The 14,995-nt window shown below is 63.4% G+C and carries 14 protein-coding genes; 9 read left to right on the top strand and 5 right to left on the bottom strand.

The window, feature by feature from the left end; all coding sequences use genetic code 11:
* Positions 1 to 16: 16 nt before the first annotated feature.
* The 5 genes from FHW92_RS21670 to FHW92_RS21650 are packed head-to-tail and all read right to left on the bottom strand — an operon-like array spanning position 17 to position 4,008.
* Positions 17 to 853, bottom strand: coding sequence for an urea amidolyase associated protein UAAP1 (locus FHW92_RS21670; RefSeq protein WP_168605373.1), 837 nt, complete (start codon positions 851 to 853; stop codon positions 17 to 19).
* On the bottom strand, positions 850 to 1,332 hold the full coding sequence (locus FHW92_RS21665; protein ID WP_246870347.1) for a CopG family ribbon-helix-helix protein: 483 nt from the start codon (positions 1,330 to 1,332) through the stop codon (positions 850 to 852). The genes FHW92_RS21670 and FHW92_RS21665 overlap by 4 nt, the downstream gene beginning before the upstream one ends.
* Complete coding sequence (locus tag FHW92_RS21660) at positions 1,329 to 2,090, bottom strand: ATP-binding cassette domain-containing protein (RefSeq protein ID WP_168605371.1); 762 nt, start codon at positions 2,088 to 2,090, stop codon at positions 1,329 to 1,331. Before FHW92_RS21660 ends, FHW92_RS21665 begins: the two co-directional genes overlap by 4 nt.
* A complete protein-coding gene (locus FHW92_RS21655) occupies positions 2,087 to 2,902 on the bottom strand; it encodes an ABC transporter permease (protein WP_168605370.1) in 816 nt (271 codons plus the stop codon). The genes FHW92_RS21660 and FHW92_RS21655 overlap by 4 nt, the downstream gene beginning before the upstream one ends.
* 20 nt (positions 2,903 to 2,922) lie before the next feature.
* Entirely contained in the window at positions 2,923 to 4,008 is a 1,086-nt protein-coding gene (locus tag FHW92_RS21650) for a putative urea ABC transporter substrate-binding protein (protein ID WP_168605369.1), read from the bottom strand.
* A 94-nt stretch (positions 4,009 to 4,102) separates the two neighbouring features.
* Between FHW92_RS21650 and FHW92_RS21645 the strand changes: the two genes are divergently transcribed.
* The 9 genes from FHW92_RS21645 to FHW92_RS21605 all read left to right on the top strand — a co-directional run bounded on the left by FHW92_RS21645 (position 4,103) and on the right by FHW92_RS21605 (position 14,818).
* Positions 4,103 to 4,474, top strand: a complete 372-nt coding sequence (locus tag FHW92_RS21645; protein ID WP_210428640.1) for a hypothetical protein — start codon at positions 4,103 to 4,105, stop codon at positions 4,472 to 4,474.
* 96 nt (positions 4,475 to 4,570) lie between these two features.
* The gene (locus FHW92_RS21640; protein ID WP_310015414.1) at positions 4,571 to 6,994 is read left to right on the top strand and encodes a TonB-dependent receptor; all 2,424 of its coding nucleotides are present in this window, start codon (positions 4,571 to 4,573) and stop codon (positions 6,992 to 6,994) included.
* A 66-nt stretch (positions 6,995 to 7,060) separates the two neighbouring features.
* Complete coding sequence (locus tag FHW92_RS21635) at positions 7,061 to 7,930, top strand: sterol desaturase family protein (protein WP_168605367.1); 870 nt, start codon at positions 7,061 to 7,063, stop codon at positions 7,928 to 7,930.
* Between the two features lie 5 nt (positions 7,931 to 7,935).
* Entirely contained in the window at positions 7,936 to 8,817 is an 882-nt protein-coding gene (locus FHW92_RS21630; RefSeq protein WP_246870355.1) for an MBL fold metallo-hydrolase, read from the top strand.
* Between the two features lie 102 nt (positions 8,818 to 8,919).
* The gene (locus FHW92_RS21625; protein ID WP_168605365.1) at positions 8,920 to 10,080 is read left to right on the top strand and encodes an acyl-CoA dehydrogenase family protein; all 1,161 of its coding nucleotides are present in this window, start codon (positions 8,920 to 8,922) and stop codon (positions 10,078 to 10,080) included.
* On the top strand, positions 10,077 to 11,669 hold the full coding sequence (locus FHW92_RS21620; protein WP_168605364.1) for a carboxyl transferase domain-containing protein: 1,593 nt from the start codon (positions 10,077 to 10,079) through the stop codon (positions 11,667 to 11,669). The genes FHW92_RS21625 and FHW92_RS21620 overlap by 4 nt, the downstream gene beginning before the upstream one ends.
* Before the next feature lie 4 nt (positions 11,670 to 11,673).
* A complete protein-coding gene (locus FHW92_RS21615; RefSeq protein ID WP_168605363.1) occupies positions 11,674 to 13,524 on the top strand; it encodes a biotin carboxylase N-terminal domain-containing protein in 1,851 nt (616 codons plus the stop codon).
* On the top strand, positions 13,521 to 13,973 hold the full coding sequence (locus FHW92_RS21610; protein ID WP_168605362.1) for a MaoC family dehydratase: 453 nt from the start codon (positions 13,521 to 13,523) through the stop codon (positions 13,971 to 13,973). The genes FHW92_RS21615 and FHW92_RS21610 overlap by 4 nt, the downstream gene beginning before the upstream one ends.
* Positions 13,970 to 14,818, top strand: a complete 849-nt coding sequence (locus tag FHW92_RS21605; RefSeq protein ID WP_168605361.1) for a CoA ester lyase — start codon at positions 13,970 to 13,972, stop codon at positions 14,816 to 14,818. Before FHW92_RS21610 ends, FHW92_RS21605 begins: the two co-directional genes overlap by 4 nt.
* Positions 14,819 to 14,995 lie beyond the last annotated feature (177 nt).

Below are 14,995 nucleotides of genomic sequence, written 5' to 3'. Positions count from 1 at the left end.
GGTGCCTGTTCCTCGCTCAGCGACGGCAATAATCTTCGACGTTTTCAAAGGCGCGCAGGCCTTCGGGCGTCGCATTGCGGATGGGGTCCTCGGGCGGGGTGATCGGCCCGCGCCATGCGCTGGCGCGCAGGGGCGTGACCGAATATTCCGGGCGCGGGTCGAGGACATGGGGGCAGTTGGCGATGACCACAATCACCTCCATTTCCGCGCGCAGCACCACACTGCGGCCCGGCGCAAAGGGGCCGATGATAGGGGTGATCGTGCCGTCCTCTTCGATATGCGTGCCCTTGAACAGGTTGACGCAGGGGTGGACATCGCGGCGCGACAGACCATGCTTGGCCGCCCCCAGCAGGAAGCGGTCGCGCCCATTGGGGTGGGGGCCGCTGTTCGCCCCGTTGCCGTATTTGGCGGCATTGGTGGCCGCGTTCGATGTCCCGGCAAAGCAGTCATGCGTGCCCGCCTCATCACCCTCGATGCTCATCAGTACCCGGCCCATGTCGGAGAGCAGCAACTTGCCCTCGCCAAGATAGGCGTTCCACTGGACCTTGACCGTATCGGCCACGTTCAGCCGTTCGCTGGGCATTTGCGCGTTAAAGATCATCAGGCTGGCGCAGGCATCGCCCTGCGTGTCGATCAGGCGCAGGCGGGCGCCGCGCGGCAAATGGCGTGTGGCATAGCCGCCCGGCGCGATGGTTTCCTCCCAGAGGTGATCCTGCGGCGTGACGCCTGCGGGCAGGTCATCGGCATGCGGGGGCAGGATCGGCATGGATTCGACCACGGTGCCCGCCATGGCGCGGGCATGGTCGCGGGCGGCCAGAGGATTGGCCAGAGTGTTTGCGGGAATGTCTGTCATGCTGCCGCTCCCTTGCGTTGGGCTTGGTCGGATGCTGCGCCATCGGCATGAAGCGGGGGCAGCAGGGCGGTGGTGGTGACCAGTTCGAGCTGATGCACGCCGCGCACCCGGCGCAGCGCATCGCACAGATCCTTGAGGCGCACGGCAGGGCCTTGCACCAGCAGGACTTCAAGCGACTGGTCCTGTTCGAGAAAGACGTGTTGCGAGGAGATGACCTCGGTCAGGTAATCGGCCTGAGTCTGGGCCAGTTGGTGGCGCACCCGGCCCCGGTCGCCGCGATAGACCAGTGTGATGGTCCCTGCCAGCATCTCGTCGGGGCGAGTCAGGCTCTCATGCTTGGCCAGAGCGTGGCGGATCAGTTCGGCGATAAGCTGCGAGCGCGAGGGGAGTTCGCGCTCCTCGACCATCATGTCGAGCTTGCGCGAGAGTTCGGCGGGCAGGCTCATGCTGAGTCTGGCAAGGGTTGAGGGAGGGTTCATGCTTCCATCTCCTCGCGGTGGCCCGTTTCTTCTTCGCGCGGGCGAAGCGGCAGGTCATAGACCGCCGTGGCGCCAAAGCGGTGGGGAGCGTGGGGGTCGTGGCGGCGTTTATCCAGCGCCAGCACGCGGGTGCCGAGCGAGAAGGCCTCGCGGATATCATGGGTGACCATGATGATGGTCAGGCCAAATTCGCGCCACAATTGCGTGATGAGGCCGTGCATATCCGCGCGAATGCCGGGGTCGAGCGCGCCGAAGGGTTCATCCAGCAACAGGATGCGCGGGCGCTTGATGAGAGCCTGCGCAATGGCCAGACGCTGCTGCATCCCGCCCGACATTTGCGCAGGGTAAATGTGCAGATTGTCGCCAAGGCCCACGGCCTCCAGCATAGCGGTGGCCTCTGCGCGCGCTTTGGCGCGGGCCGCGCCGAACAGGCGGGCGAGCAGCGGCGAGCCTGCGCATTCCAGCCCGAACATCGTGTTTTGCAGGACCGTCAGATGCGGAAAGACCGAATAGCGCTGAAACACCACGCCGCGATCCGGCCCGCATTCAGGCGCCAGCGGCGCGCCGTCCAGCATGATCGTACCCCGCGTCGGGCTTTCCTGCCCCAGGATCACGCGCAGCAGGCTGCTCTTGCCCGCGCCCGAGGGGCCGATGATCGAAACGAAGGAGCCTGCGGCAATGTCCAGATCGACCTTTTCCAGAACGATCTTGTCGCCATATTCGACCCACAGGTCGCGCAAGGAGAGGAGCGTGCTCAATGGTTGGCTCCTTGTGCCCAGGGAAAGCAGCGGCGCAAGCCCCACGTCAGCGCGACATCCATCGCAATGGCCAGCAGCGCGATCCACGCCACATAGGGGATGATCACATCCATCGAGAGATAGCGCCGCACGAGGAAGATGCGGTAGCCAAGGCCGACATCCGAGGCGATGGCTTCCGACGAGATCAGAAACACCCAGGCCGGACCCAGCGCCAGACGCACCGCCTGAAACAGGCGCGGCAGGGCTTGGGGCAGGGCGACACGGATCAGGATCTGCCAGCTTCCCGCGCCCAACGTCTGGGCCTTGATGACCTGTTCGCGCGGCAGGGCGGCAACGTGCCCGGCAATATCGCGCAGCATCACCGGCGCGATGCCGATGGCGATCAGCGCCACCTTGGCCGTTTCGCCAAGGCCCAGCGCGATGAACAGGATCGGCAAGAGGGCAATCGGCGGGATCACCGCAATCGCCGTGACCAAAGGCCCCAGCACCGCGCGCACCGGCGGCAAAGCCCCCAGCAGCAGCCCCAGCACCAGCGCCACCAGCGTGGCAATCCCCAGTCCCAGACCCAACCGTTGCAGGCTGGCCAGCGTATCGGCCCAGAAGAGATACTGGCCCGAAAGCATGTCGCGCTCAAAGATCAGCGAGGACATTGCCTGTGCCATCCCGGAGGGCAGCGGCAGGATCTTGTCCGAAGGATTCTCCGCGTGGCGCCCGGCGGCGGCGAAAATATAGAGCAAAACCAGCAGCAGGATGGGAGCCGCGCCCCATAACAGCCTGTCGCTGCGCGAAATCTGACGGTTTACCCAGCGCATCGCGCGATCTCCCGCAGGGCTTAGAGTTTGCCGTCGGCGGCCATCGCCATATAGCTGGGGTCGAAGCGCAGCGTGACATGGGCCGGATCGCCCAGCACCTTGCCGCCCGGGAAGGACATGCCCACCGCATCGGCGCTGGCCGCGCCCTTGAACAGGCCCTTGGAGAAGCTGAAATCGCGCACGCGGGTCATGGTGGTGATCAGCGCGGGATCGGTCGTGGCTGCCACCGCCGCCTTGGGCTGGTCGTAGAGATAGGTCGTGGTGAGCTGGTTGTCGAAGACCTCAGGCGTAGAACCGGCCAGCTTGGCCATGGCCGCGCGCGCCGCTTTCCCTTGCGCATCCTGACGCTTCATCAGCGCAACCGTCTCATACCAGATCCCCGTCAACGCCTTGCCCAGATTGGGGTTGGCCTTGAGCGTGGCCGTGTCCACCACCAGCAGGTCAAGGATTTCGCCCGGAATATCGGCCGAGGTGAACACCGCCTTCACGCCGGGCTGGGCCTTCATCACCGCCAATTGCGGGTTCCATGTCACGGCGGCGGTGGCCTGCGGGCTGCCGAAAGTGCCCACGATATCGGCATCGGACGTGTTGATGGTTTTAACATCGCTCATCGCCATACCATGTTCGCCCAGCGCGCGCGCCAGCAGGTAATGCGAGACGGACAGTTCGACCAGATAGACCGAACGGCCCTTGATCGCGGCAATATTGTCCGCGCCTTTCAAAAGAACGCCGTCATTGCCGTTCGAATAATCGCCCACGATGATCGCGCTGGTATCCTTGCCGCCCGCGGCCGGAATGGTCAGCGCGTCCATATTGGCCACGGTCACGCCGTCGAATTTGCCCGCCGTGTACTGGTTGACCGATTCGACATAGTCATTGACCTGGGTGATATTGATCTTGATGCCGTATTTGTCTGCCCATTTCTTCACGATCCCGGCCTGCTGGGCATAGGGCCATGGCATCCATCCGGCATAGATCGACCAGCCGATGTTGAATTCTTTGCGCGCCTCGGGCGCCTTGGCCGCAGGTGAGCAGGAGGAGAGCAGCATGGTGCCCGCAAGCAGGGCGCCTGCCATGGCGGCGGCTTTTCCGGTCTTCCTGAACATGGCTTGCTTCCCCTTTGCGTTGCAGCAATTTCGCAGTCGAGAGGGAGGCTAGCGCATTATTACCAAACCCCATGTTCGTAATAATGCGCAGAGGGTGCAGGGCGAAAAGAGGGTAAACCCTGCGGGTCTCAAGGCGGGGCGAACAGGGCCAAAGCGGGCAGAAATGCTGGATTTGGCGCGATTCGGACCGACGGCGGACAGGGATAACAGGTGTTGCGATTCGGCCATAGTGGCGCGGCGGACCATCTGGAAAACAGCAGGCGGCGCCGGGGTTCAAAAAGCGGCGTCGGGTTGGGAAATCGCGGATTTCCGCAGTGCGGCAAGAAGCGATTTCATACTGAAACACCGCAGAAATATTACGCTTGACGGCTTAAGTAATATCCATAGCGTTATGAGAATGTCGGCAATGATGTTGCAACGCGGAAAAGCGCATCACCGACAGGCCAAGTTTGCATCGAATACTTGAGGGCAGGCCACAAGGTGGTCGCGTTGTCGTCGCCTTGTCGGGCGGCGAGGGAGAAATGCGTCCGATTGATCGGCATTTGACACAACAGGAGGCAAAGTGACCAGGAAATCGACCCGCAGAACATTGCTCGGCGCCACCATTCTGATGGGCGCCATGGCTCCGGTCTTGGCCTCTCCGGCCTTTGCCGAGGATGCTGATGCGCCGGGCAATGGCGGCGATATCGTGGTCACGGCCACGCGTCGCCAGACCACCTTGCAGGACGCGCCGATCAACATCAGCGCGCTGGGCTCTGATCAGCTGGCCAAGGCGCGGATCGACGATGTGAAGGCGCTGGCCTCCTTCACGCCGGGCATCACGGTCAATGACACCGGCCCCAAATCGACCGGCAACATCGTGATGCGCGGCATTTCATCCTCTGATTCCAGCGCCACGGGGTCGAATTACGAAACGGCCGTGGGTGTCTATCTGGGCGAGGTCCCGCTCTATCTCGATTTCAAACTGATCGACATTTCCCGCGTCGAAGTGCTGCAGGGGCCGCAGGGCACGCTCTATGGGCTTGGCACGCTGGCGGGCGCGGTGCGCTATATGCCCAACCGGCCCACGACGGACAAATTCACCGTGGACCTCCACGCGCGCGGCTTTGCCCAGTCGCACAGTTCCGATTTCGGCGCCAATGTCGACGGCACGGTCAATATCCCCATTCTGGCCGATCATATCGCGTTGCGCTCGACGGTGGGCTATTATGACAATCCCGGCTTCATCAACTACAACCATCTGCTGAAAAACCCCGGCGTTTCCGACCCCCAGCCCGTGCGCGGGACCACGGCGGCGCAGGGCGGCTTTGGCAATTCCACCGATTACGTGAACAATTTCACCTTCCGCAAAGGAGTGAATTACGAGCGCACCTTTACCACCCGCAACCAGTTGCTGCTGGAGGCCAGCCCGGCGGCCAAGCTCTATCTGACCTATGCGCATCAGATCACCAAGACGCTGGGGCGGCAGGCGACCGGCGCGGGCGTTCTGGGCACGGACAAGTATGAAGGCCCGTGGCGCTATCTGGAGCCGACCACGCGCAAGGCCGATCTCTATGCCGCCGAATTCAATTTCAACCTAGGCTTTGCCCAGGTGGTGGCGACGGGCGCCTACACCAACCAGAACCTGAAAACCCATGCCGACAACACCGACCTGCTGCTCGACCTGAATTACGGTTATGAGGCGTTTCCTTCCTTCTCGTCCTATAATGACACCAACGAGGATTATCGCCAGTTCAACGGCGAATTGCGGCTGGTTTCATCCCATGGCGGGCCGATCAGCTGGGTGATCGGCGGATTTTACAACAACTTGCGAAATTATCGGAACTATCAGGAGCATACGCCCGGTTTCGCCAATTTCGCCGGGGTCTATCGCCCGGACGATCTGGAATATATCTCCTTCGTCAACACGCGGACCAAGGAAAAGGCGGTTTACGGCGAGGCGACCGCGCATCTGACGGACGCATGGCAGGTGACGGGGGGCTTGCGCTATTTCAAATATGACGCCTTTGCCACCGGCGGCACCGATACGCCGCTGTTCGGCGGGGGCCTGACGCGCACGCCCTATCCGCTGATCCAGTTCGACCCCAGCCGCATCCGTTCGGGCAACACCAGCGCCGATGGCGTGGTGTGGAAGGCCAACACATCCTATAAATTCAGCAAGGACCTGCTGGTCTATGCCACCTACAGCACCGGCTATCGCACGGGCAATGTGAACCGCGTGGCGCCCTGCACCTTCTCGCCGGGCAATGTGCCGCCGGGCCAGAATGTCTGCGCCTATCCCAATGAATTGCTGTATAAACCCGACAAGACCAACAATGCCGAAATCGGCATCCGCGCCTCGATGCTGGATCGGCGGCTGCAATTCACGCTGTCGGCCTATCATATCGACTGGAAGAATATTCAGGTCGATACACAGACGGTCAACGGTGCGGTGGGCGTGACGGTCAATGCCAAGGATGCGGTTTCGCAGGGCTTTGATCTTTCCGGCCAATTCCGCATCACCCCGCGTCTGGTGTTCAACGGCACCTATTCCTATACCGACGCCCATCTGACGCAGGACGCCGACAATGTGGTCGTCAGCCAAGGTGTGGCCTACCCGGTCTTTGCGGGCGACCGCCTGCCCGGATCGACCAAACATTCGGGCAGCGCGCAGCTTACCTATACCTATCCTCTGGGCGAGGGACGCAGCATCGAGGCCAATTGGGCCGCCGTGTTCAAGGGCAATGTCTATTCCCGCATCGGCCTGCGCGGCAATGGTGAGGTGATCCCCAGCTATGTCACGCATCGCGCGGCGGTCACCTATCATGCGCCCGCCTTTGATGTGGCGCTGTTTGCCGACAATATCTTCGACAAATATGCGATCACCTCGATCAGCAATGATGTAAGTTCGTACAACCAGACCCGCACCGGCGTTGTGGAGCGCTATTACGCGCAAGGCGTGCTGACCCCGCGCAAGGTGGGCGTGGACCTGCGCTTCCATTACTGAATTTGCCTTGCCGGGCCATCGTCTTGGCCCGGCATCTCTGGACCATTGGATCAGGGTTTGCCTGTCATGAAACAGCATCTCGTCAATCTTCTGCCGCCCGCCACGCTGGTTGCCATTGTCTGCTTCTGGATGTTTGGTCCGGCCGCGTGGCTGGCCAACGAATATACGCTGGTCTGGGTGACTTCGGTCACCACCGCTTTCGTGCTGGGGCTGGAATTCCTGTTCGAGCGGCATCCGGGCTGGCGGATGGACTGGCGCGAATTTGCCACCGACCTGTTCTATGTCATTCTGGGCGCAACGGTCATCACATGGGTGACCAATGTGGCGGCCGAAGAACCGCTGATGGCGGCCAAGAAGGCGCTGGGCATCGCCACGCCTTGGGCCGGGCGCCTGCCCTTTCTGGTGCAGGTCGTCTCGGTCATGGCGATCATCGAATTCGGCCAGTACTGGATGCACCGGCTGATGCATAATTCGACGCCCTTCTGGCTGACCCATGCGCCGCATCATCATATTACCCAATTGAACGCGATGAAGGGATCGGTGGGCAACCCCATCGAACTGTTCCTTATCAGTCTGAGCGTGCTGGCCTTTTTCGACTTCTCGCCCACGGCCAAATTCTGCGCGATTTCGGTCAATGCGGCGATTGCCATCTATGCTCATGCCAATGTGGCCGCCAATCCGCCCTTCTTCTATGCCTTCTTCTTCACCACGATTCGCAACCATAGCCTGCATCATTCGGTCCCCTATGAGGACACGCGCTGTAATTACGGCAATTCGCTGATCATCTGGGACCGCGTGTTCGGCACTTTCCGCGAGGGCGAGGCCAGCGTGGTCGGGCAGGATGACCGCAAGCGCCTGTCGATCTGGGAGCAGACGGTGTTCCCCTTCGTGCCGCTGATCCAGGCCTATAAAGCGCGCAAGGGGCAGGCGTCTTGAGACCGCTGGGCTGGGCGCTGGCGCTGGCCGGATTGATCGTCACACCGGCGCTGGCCGCGCCGCATCTGTTCAAGGAGCGCTGGATCGACGGCACGCAGGATGCCGAACCGGTGGCGCAGGTGCAGGCGCTGGATGGCGACACCTATGTCATCCGGCAATCGGTCAAGACCAATTTCGAGGCGCCCTTTCTTTATCTGATTTTTGGCCATGATCGCGCCCTGCTGGTCGATACCGGCGCGCAGGGGGGCGTGATCCGCCCGGTGGTGGACCGTGTGATCCAGGGCTGGCTGGCCGCGCATCACCGCCGGGCGATTCCCCTTGTTGTGGCCCACAGCCACAGCCATGGCGACCATATCGCCGGTGACGCCGCCTTTCGCGATCGGCCCGATACCGTGGTGGTGGGCACGGCGCCTGCCGATGTTGCCGCCTTCTTTGGGATTGCCAAATGGCCCGATGGCATCGGCCGCCTTGATCTGGGCGGGCGCATCATCAGCGTGATCCCGACGCCTGGCCATCAAAAGGCGGCGGCCATGTATTACGATCCGCGCCTTGCGATCCTGCTCTCGGGGGATACGCTTTATCCGGGGCGGCTCTATGTGCCCGTCAATTTCATGGACGAGGCGCGGGCCAGCGTGGACCGCGTGGTGAAATTTGCCGCCACGCATCGGGTCCGCGCCTTGCTGGGCGCGCATATCGAGATGACGCAAACGCCGGGCCGCGATTATGGCCATGAGGCCTCGAGCCATCCTGATGAGCATGTGCTGGAAATGCCGGTGTCGCAATTGCGTGAGCTGCAGGCCGGTTTCAAGGCCAAGCTGGATGTGCCGGACACACGCGCGGTGCATGACCATTTCATCATCGTGCCGGTTCCATCAAGAGATCAATGATTCCCGCAATAATCCATCGCTTTTGCCCCTGAAATAGAAATCGCAAACAACCGGAACGGTGATAGACTCCGCGTAAAGATATAAACGCAGGAGAGGCCCGTGATGGCCGATTTCGATTTCGCACTGGGCGAGAATGCCCAGATGATCCGGGATACGACGGCGCGTTTTGCCGCCGCCCGCATCGCCCCGCTGGCGACGCGGATTGATGCACAGGACTGGTTCCCGCGCGAGGAATTATGGCCCGCGATGGGCGAACTGGGCCTGCATGGCATCACGGTGGCGCCGGAATGGGGCGGGCTGGGGCTGGGCTATCTCGAACATGTGCTGGCCTGCGAAGAGGTCAGCCGCGCCTCGGCCTCGATCGGGCTGAGCTATGGCGCGCATTCGAACCTGTGCGTCAACCAGATCGCGCGATGGGGCAATGAGGATCATAAGGCGCGCTATCTGCCCCGCCTGATCTCGGGCGAGCATGTCGGCGCTCTGGCCATGTCCGAGGCGGGCGCGGGGTCGGATGTGGTCTCGATGAAGCTTCGCGCGCGCGAAACGGATCGCGGTTTCGTGCTGGACGGCACGAAATTCTGGATCACCAATGCCGCCTATGCCGACACGCTGGTGGTTTATGCCAAGACGGGAGAGGCGATCACCGCCTTCCTGATCGAAAAGACCATGCCGGGTTTTTCTATCGGGCAAAAGATCGACAAGATGGGCATGCGCGGCTCGCCCACCGCCGAGCTGGTCTTCGACGGCTGCGAGGTCCCGCGCGAGAATGTGCTGGGGCCGCTGCATGGCGGGGTCAAGGTGCTGATGAGCGGGCTGGATTATGAGCGCGCGGTGCTGGCCGGGATCCAGCTTGGCATCATGCAGGCCTGCCTTGATGTGGTCCTGCCCTATGTGCGGACGCGCCAGCAATTCGGCCAGCCCATCGGCGCCTTTCAACTGATGCAGGCCAAGGTGGCGGACATGTTTGTCGCGCTCAATTCCGCGCGGGCCTATGTCTATGCCGTCGCGCGGGCGTGCGATGCGGGACGCACCACGCGGCATGATGCGGCGGGCGCGATCCTGCTGGCCAGCGAGAATGCGGTGCGCGTGGCCTTGGATGCGGTGCAGGCGCTGGGCGGTGCGGGCTATACCAAAGACTGGCCGGTCGAGCGTTTTCTGCGCGATGCCAAATTGCTCGATATTGGCGCGGGGACGAACGAGATCCGGCGGATGCTGATCGGGCGTGAATTGATCGGCCAGGAAATGATCGGACGCGGCCGATGATTCTGGAAAGCGGGATCACAAGCGAGAGCGAGACTTTCCGTGCCAATGAGGCGCATAATCGCGCTCTGGCCGAAAAATTGCGCGCCGATGTCGCAGCGGCGGCGCTGGGCGGGGGAGAGGCGGCGCGGCAACGCCATGTCGGGCGCGACAAATTGCTCCCCCGCGAAAGGATCGACCGCCTGCTCGATCCGGGCAGCCCGTTTCTGGAAATCGGGCAATTGGCGGCCCATGGCCTCTATGGCGGCGAAGTGGCAGGCGCCGGGATTGTGGCCGGGATCGGGCGCGTGGCCGGGCGTCAGGTGATGATCGCGGCCAATGACGCTACGGTCAAGGGCGGCACCTATTTCCCGATGACGGTCAAAAAACACCTGCGCGCGCAGGAGATCGCCGCCGAAAACCACCTGCCCTGCATCTATCTGGTCGACAGCGGCGGGGCCAATCTGCCGCATCAGGCCGAGGTCTTTCCTGACCGCGATCATTTCGGCCGCATCTTCTACAATCAGGCCCAGATGTCGGCGCGCGGCATTCCCCAGATCGCCTGTGTGATGGGCAGTTGCACGGCGGGCGGTGCCTATGTTCCGGCCATGTCGGATGAAAGCGTGATCGTGCGCGGGCAAGGGACCATCTTCCTTGCCGGGCCGCCGCTGGTGCAGGCAGCAACCGGCGAGATCATCAGCGCTGAGGAGCTGGGCGGGGGCGATCTGCATGGGCGCAAATCGGGCGTGGTCGATCATGTGGCGGACAATGACGATCACGCGATCACCATCCTGCGCGATATTGTCGGCACGCTCGCGCCCCAGCATCAGGCGCCGGTGAATCTCCAGCCGTCGATGCCGCCGCGTTACGATCCGGCCGAACTCTATGGCATCATCCCGCAGGATGTCCGCGCGCCCTATGATGTGCGTGAGGTGATCGCACGGCTAGTCGATGACAGCGCGTTGCACGAATTCAAACCGCTTTACGGCACAACCTTGGTCTGCGGCTTTGCCCATATTCACGGTATGCCGGTGGCGATCTTGGCCAATAATGGCGTCTTGTTCAGCGAGAGCGCGATCAAGGGCGCGCATTTCATCGAACTGGCGTGCCAGCGGCGCATCCCCTTGCTCTTCCTACAAAATATCAGCGGTTTTATGGTCGGCGGCAAATATGAGGCCGAGGGCATCGCCCGCCACGGCGCCAAACTCGTCACGGCTGTGGCCACGGCCAGCGTGCCCAAGATCACCGTGCTGATCGGGGGCAGTTTCGGAGCGGGCAATTACGGCATGTGCGGGCGCGCCTATGGGCCGCGTTTCCTGTTCACCTGGCCCAATGCGCGCATCTCGGTGATGGGTGGCGAACAGGCCGCCAGCGTGCTGGCCACCGTCCACCGCGACGCGGCGACATGGACGGCGGAAGAGGCGGAAGATTTCAAGGCTCCTATCCGCGCCAAATACGAGGAGGAGGGCAGCCCATGGTATGCCACCGCGCGATTGTGGGACGATGGAATGATCGACCCGGCCCAGACCCGCGATGTGTTGGGCCTCGCTCTGGCCGCCGCGCTGAATGCGCCGATCCCGGATCGCGCGCAATTCGGCCTGTTTCGGATGTGAGGGTATGATCGCCTCGCTCTTGATCGCCAATCGCGGCGAAATCGCCTGCCGCATCATCCGCACCGCGCGGCGGATGGGTATCCGCACCCTCGCGGTCCATTCCGATGCCGATGCGGGTGCGCTGCATGTTGCCATGGCCGACCGGGCGGTGGGGATCGGCCCTGCGCCCGCGCGCGAGAGCTATTTGCGCGGGGATAGGATCATCGCCGCCGCGCTGGAAACCGGGGCGGAGGCGATCCATCCCGGCTATGGCTTCCTGTCGGAAAACGCCGAATTCGCGCAGGCAGTCATGGATGCGGGCCTGATCTGGGTCGGGCCCGATCCGGCCAGCATTACCGCCATGGGTCTGAAAGACGCTGCCAAGGCGCGCATGGCGGCGGCTGGCGTGCCGGTCACGCCGGGCTATCTGGGGCAGGATCAGGATGACGGCCATCTGGCGCGCGAGGCCGCGAAGATCACCTATCCGGTGCTGATCAAGGCCGTGGCGGGCGGCGGCGGCAAGGGGATGCGGCTGGTGGTCGGTCCTGCCGAATTTGCCGATGCGCTGGCCTCATGCAGGCGCGAGGCGATGGCTGCTTTCGGCAATGACCGCGTGCTGATTGAGAAATTCATCACCCGTCCGCGCCATATCGAGGTGCAGGTGTTTGGCGACCGCCATGGCAACATCGTCCACCTGTTCGAGCGCGACTGCTCGCTGCAACGCCGCCATCAGAAGGTGATCGAGGAGGCCCCGGCGCCGGGCATGGATGAAGCCACGCGGACGGCGGTGTGCCGCGCGGCCGTCGATGCGGCCCGCGCGGTCGATTATGTCGGCGCGGGCACGGTCGAATTCATTGCCGACGCCGGCGAGGGCCTGCGCGCCGACCGTATCTGGTTCATGGAAATGAACACGCGGCTTCAGGTCGAACATCCCGTTACCGAGGCGATCACCGGGGTCGATCTGGTCGAATGGCAATTGCGTGTGGCATCGGGTGAGGCGCTGCCCAAGCGGCAGGAGGATCTGTCGATCAAAGGATCGGCGATGGAAGCGCGGCTCTATGCCGAGGATCCGGCGCGGGGGTTTTTGCCCTCGATCGGGCGGCTTGATGCCTTTGATCCGGGCGATGGGGTCCGGGTCGATACGGGCGTGGCGCAAGGGGGGCAGATAACGCCCTATTACGATCCCATGATCGCCAAGCTGATCGCCCATGGCGCCACGCGGGACGAGGCGCGGCGCAAGCTGGCAGGCGCATTGGACCGCGCGGTGGTCTGGCCCTTGCGGACCAATGCGGGCTTTCTGGTCAAAGCGCTGAACCACCCTGATTTCGCCGGAGGGCATATGGATACCGGCCTGATTGCGCGGACGGGCGATGCGCTGATGCCTGATCCTTTGCCCGGTGCGGCGGCCTTGAACAGGGCGGCGGCGGATCTGGGCGGGGCGGGGGCCTTGGCGGGTTTCCGGCTGAATGGCGCGCGGCAGGGGCGTGGGCGGGTGATGGTCGATGGGCAGGCGGTCGAGGTTGATGTGGCCCCGCGCGAGGGAGCGATCTGCCGCGCCCCGCTCGGGCGCGTTGTGCTGAGCGAACATGGGCAGAGCTGGGAGGTCAGGCCCTATCGCGCCGCCGCGACCGGTGCGGCGGCGGCGGGCGACGGGGCGGTTTTGGCCCCCATGCCGGGCACGATCATCGCCATCCATGTCACCCCCGGCCAGAAGGTGAGCAAGGGGCAGAAGCTGGTGACGCTGGAAGCGATGAAGATGGAGCATGGCCTGACCGCGCCCTTTGACGGGGTGGTCGAGGAAATGCCCTTTGCGCAAGGGGCGCAGGTGCGCGAGGGGATGCTGTTGGTGCGTATAACCGCAGGAGAGGCTGCATGAGCGGCCGCTATTTCGAGGAATGGGAGGTGGGCGACCGCATCGACCATCCGATCCGCCGCACCGTGACCGAGACCGACAATCTGCTGTTTTCGGCCCTGACGCATAATCCCCAGCCATTGCATATTGACGCCGAGGCCGCGCGGGCCAGCGAATTTGGCCAGATCCTCGTCAACGGCACTTTCACCTTTGCGCTGATGATCGGCCTGACAGTGGGGGAGACAACGCTGGGCACGCTGGTGGCCAATCTGGGCTATGACCGGGTGGTGATGCCCAAACCGGTCTTTCTGGGCGATACGATGCGGGCCTGCACCGAGGTGGTGGAATGGCGCGAGAGCCGGTCGCGGCCCCATGCCGGGCTGGTGACGTTCCGCCATGAATTGTGGAACCAGCGTGACGAGATGGTCTGCCAATGTTTGCGCGCCGCGCTGTTGCATAAAAGACCGGCGTGAGGCTGCGCTCGCTGCTCTTTGTGCCGGGGGACCGGCCCGAACGTTTCGCCAAGGCGGCGCAGAGCGGGGCCGATGCGATCATCCTTGATCTGGAGGATTCCGTCGCGCCCGCCGCCAAACCCAGGGCGCGCGAGGCGGTGGCGGATTATCTGAGCGCCCCGGCCGATGTCGCCCGTTTTGTGCGGATCAACCCCATGGACAGTCCTTATCTGGAGGCTGATCTGGCCGCCGCCCATGGCGCGGATGGGCTTGTCCTGCCCAAGGCGTTGGGGGCCGCGACTGTCCGCTCGTTGGCGGCTCTCGCGCCGGGGGTGCCGATCCTGCCCATCGCCACCGAGACGCCGCAGGCCGTCTTTGGCCTTGGCACCTATGGCGAGGTGGCCGAGCATCTGTGCGGCCTGACATGGGGGGCGGAGGATCTGCCCGCCGCCATCGGCGCGATGGGCAGCAGGCGGCCCGACGGCTCCTATACGGCCCCCTTTGAAATGGTGAGGTCGATGGCTTTGTTTGGCGCCCATGCCGCCGGGGTGGCCGCCATCGAGACGGTCTATCCCGCGATCCGCGACCTTGATGGGCTGGCGGCCTATGCGGCGCGGGGGGCCTTTGATGGCTTTACCGGGATGATGGCGCTGCACCCCGATCAGGTGCCGATCATCAACGCCGCCTTTACCCCCAGCGCGCAGCAGGTCGAACAGGCACGCGCGATTGTCGCCGCCTTTGCGCAGGCGCCCGGCGCGGGGGTACTGATTCTCGACGGCAAAATGATCGACGCACCACATCTGGCGCAGGCGCGTAATATTATTGCGCGAGCGGAAGGGGCCGCTTTGCCGACAGGGCGCGATTGAGGCCCGTTTTGCCTGTTTCGGACACCCCGTTGACAGGCGTTTGGAATAGGCATCTGATCCCTCTCCAAGCCCTGAAAAAGGAGGAATTTGCCTCGATCTCGCCGTCGCTACAGACCGGCGAAACGTTTCCGGAAAGAAGCTGAAATTCCCGAAAGGCCGCAGGAAAAGCGCGCCACG

The sequence above is a fragment of the Novosphingobium sp. SG707 genome (assembly GCF_012275515.1).
Classification (GTDB): Bacteria; Pseudomonadota; Alphaproteobacteria; order Sphingomonadales; family Sphingomonadaceae; genus Novosphingobium.
The sequence above is the reverse complement of the archived record's forward strand: the minus strand, read 5'-3'. Positions and strand labels throughout refer to the sequence as shown.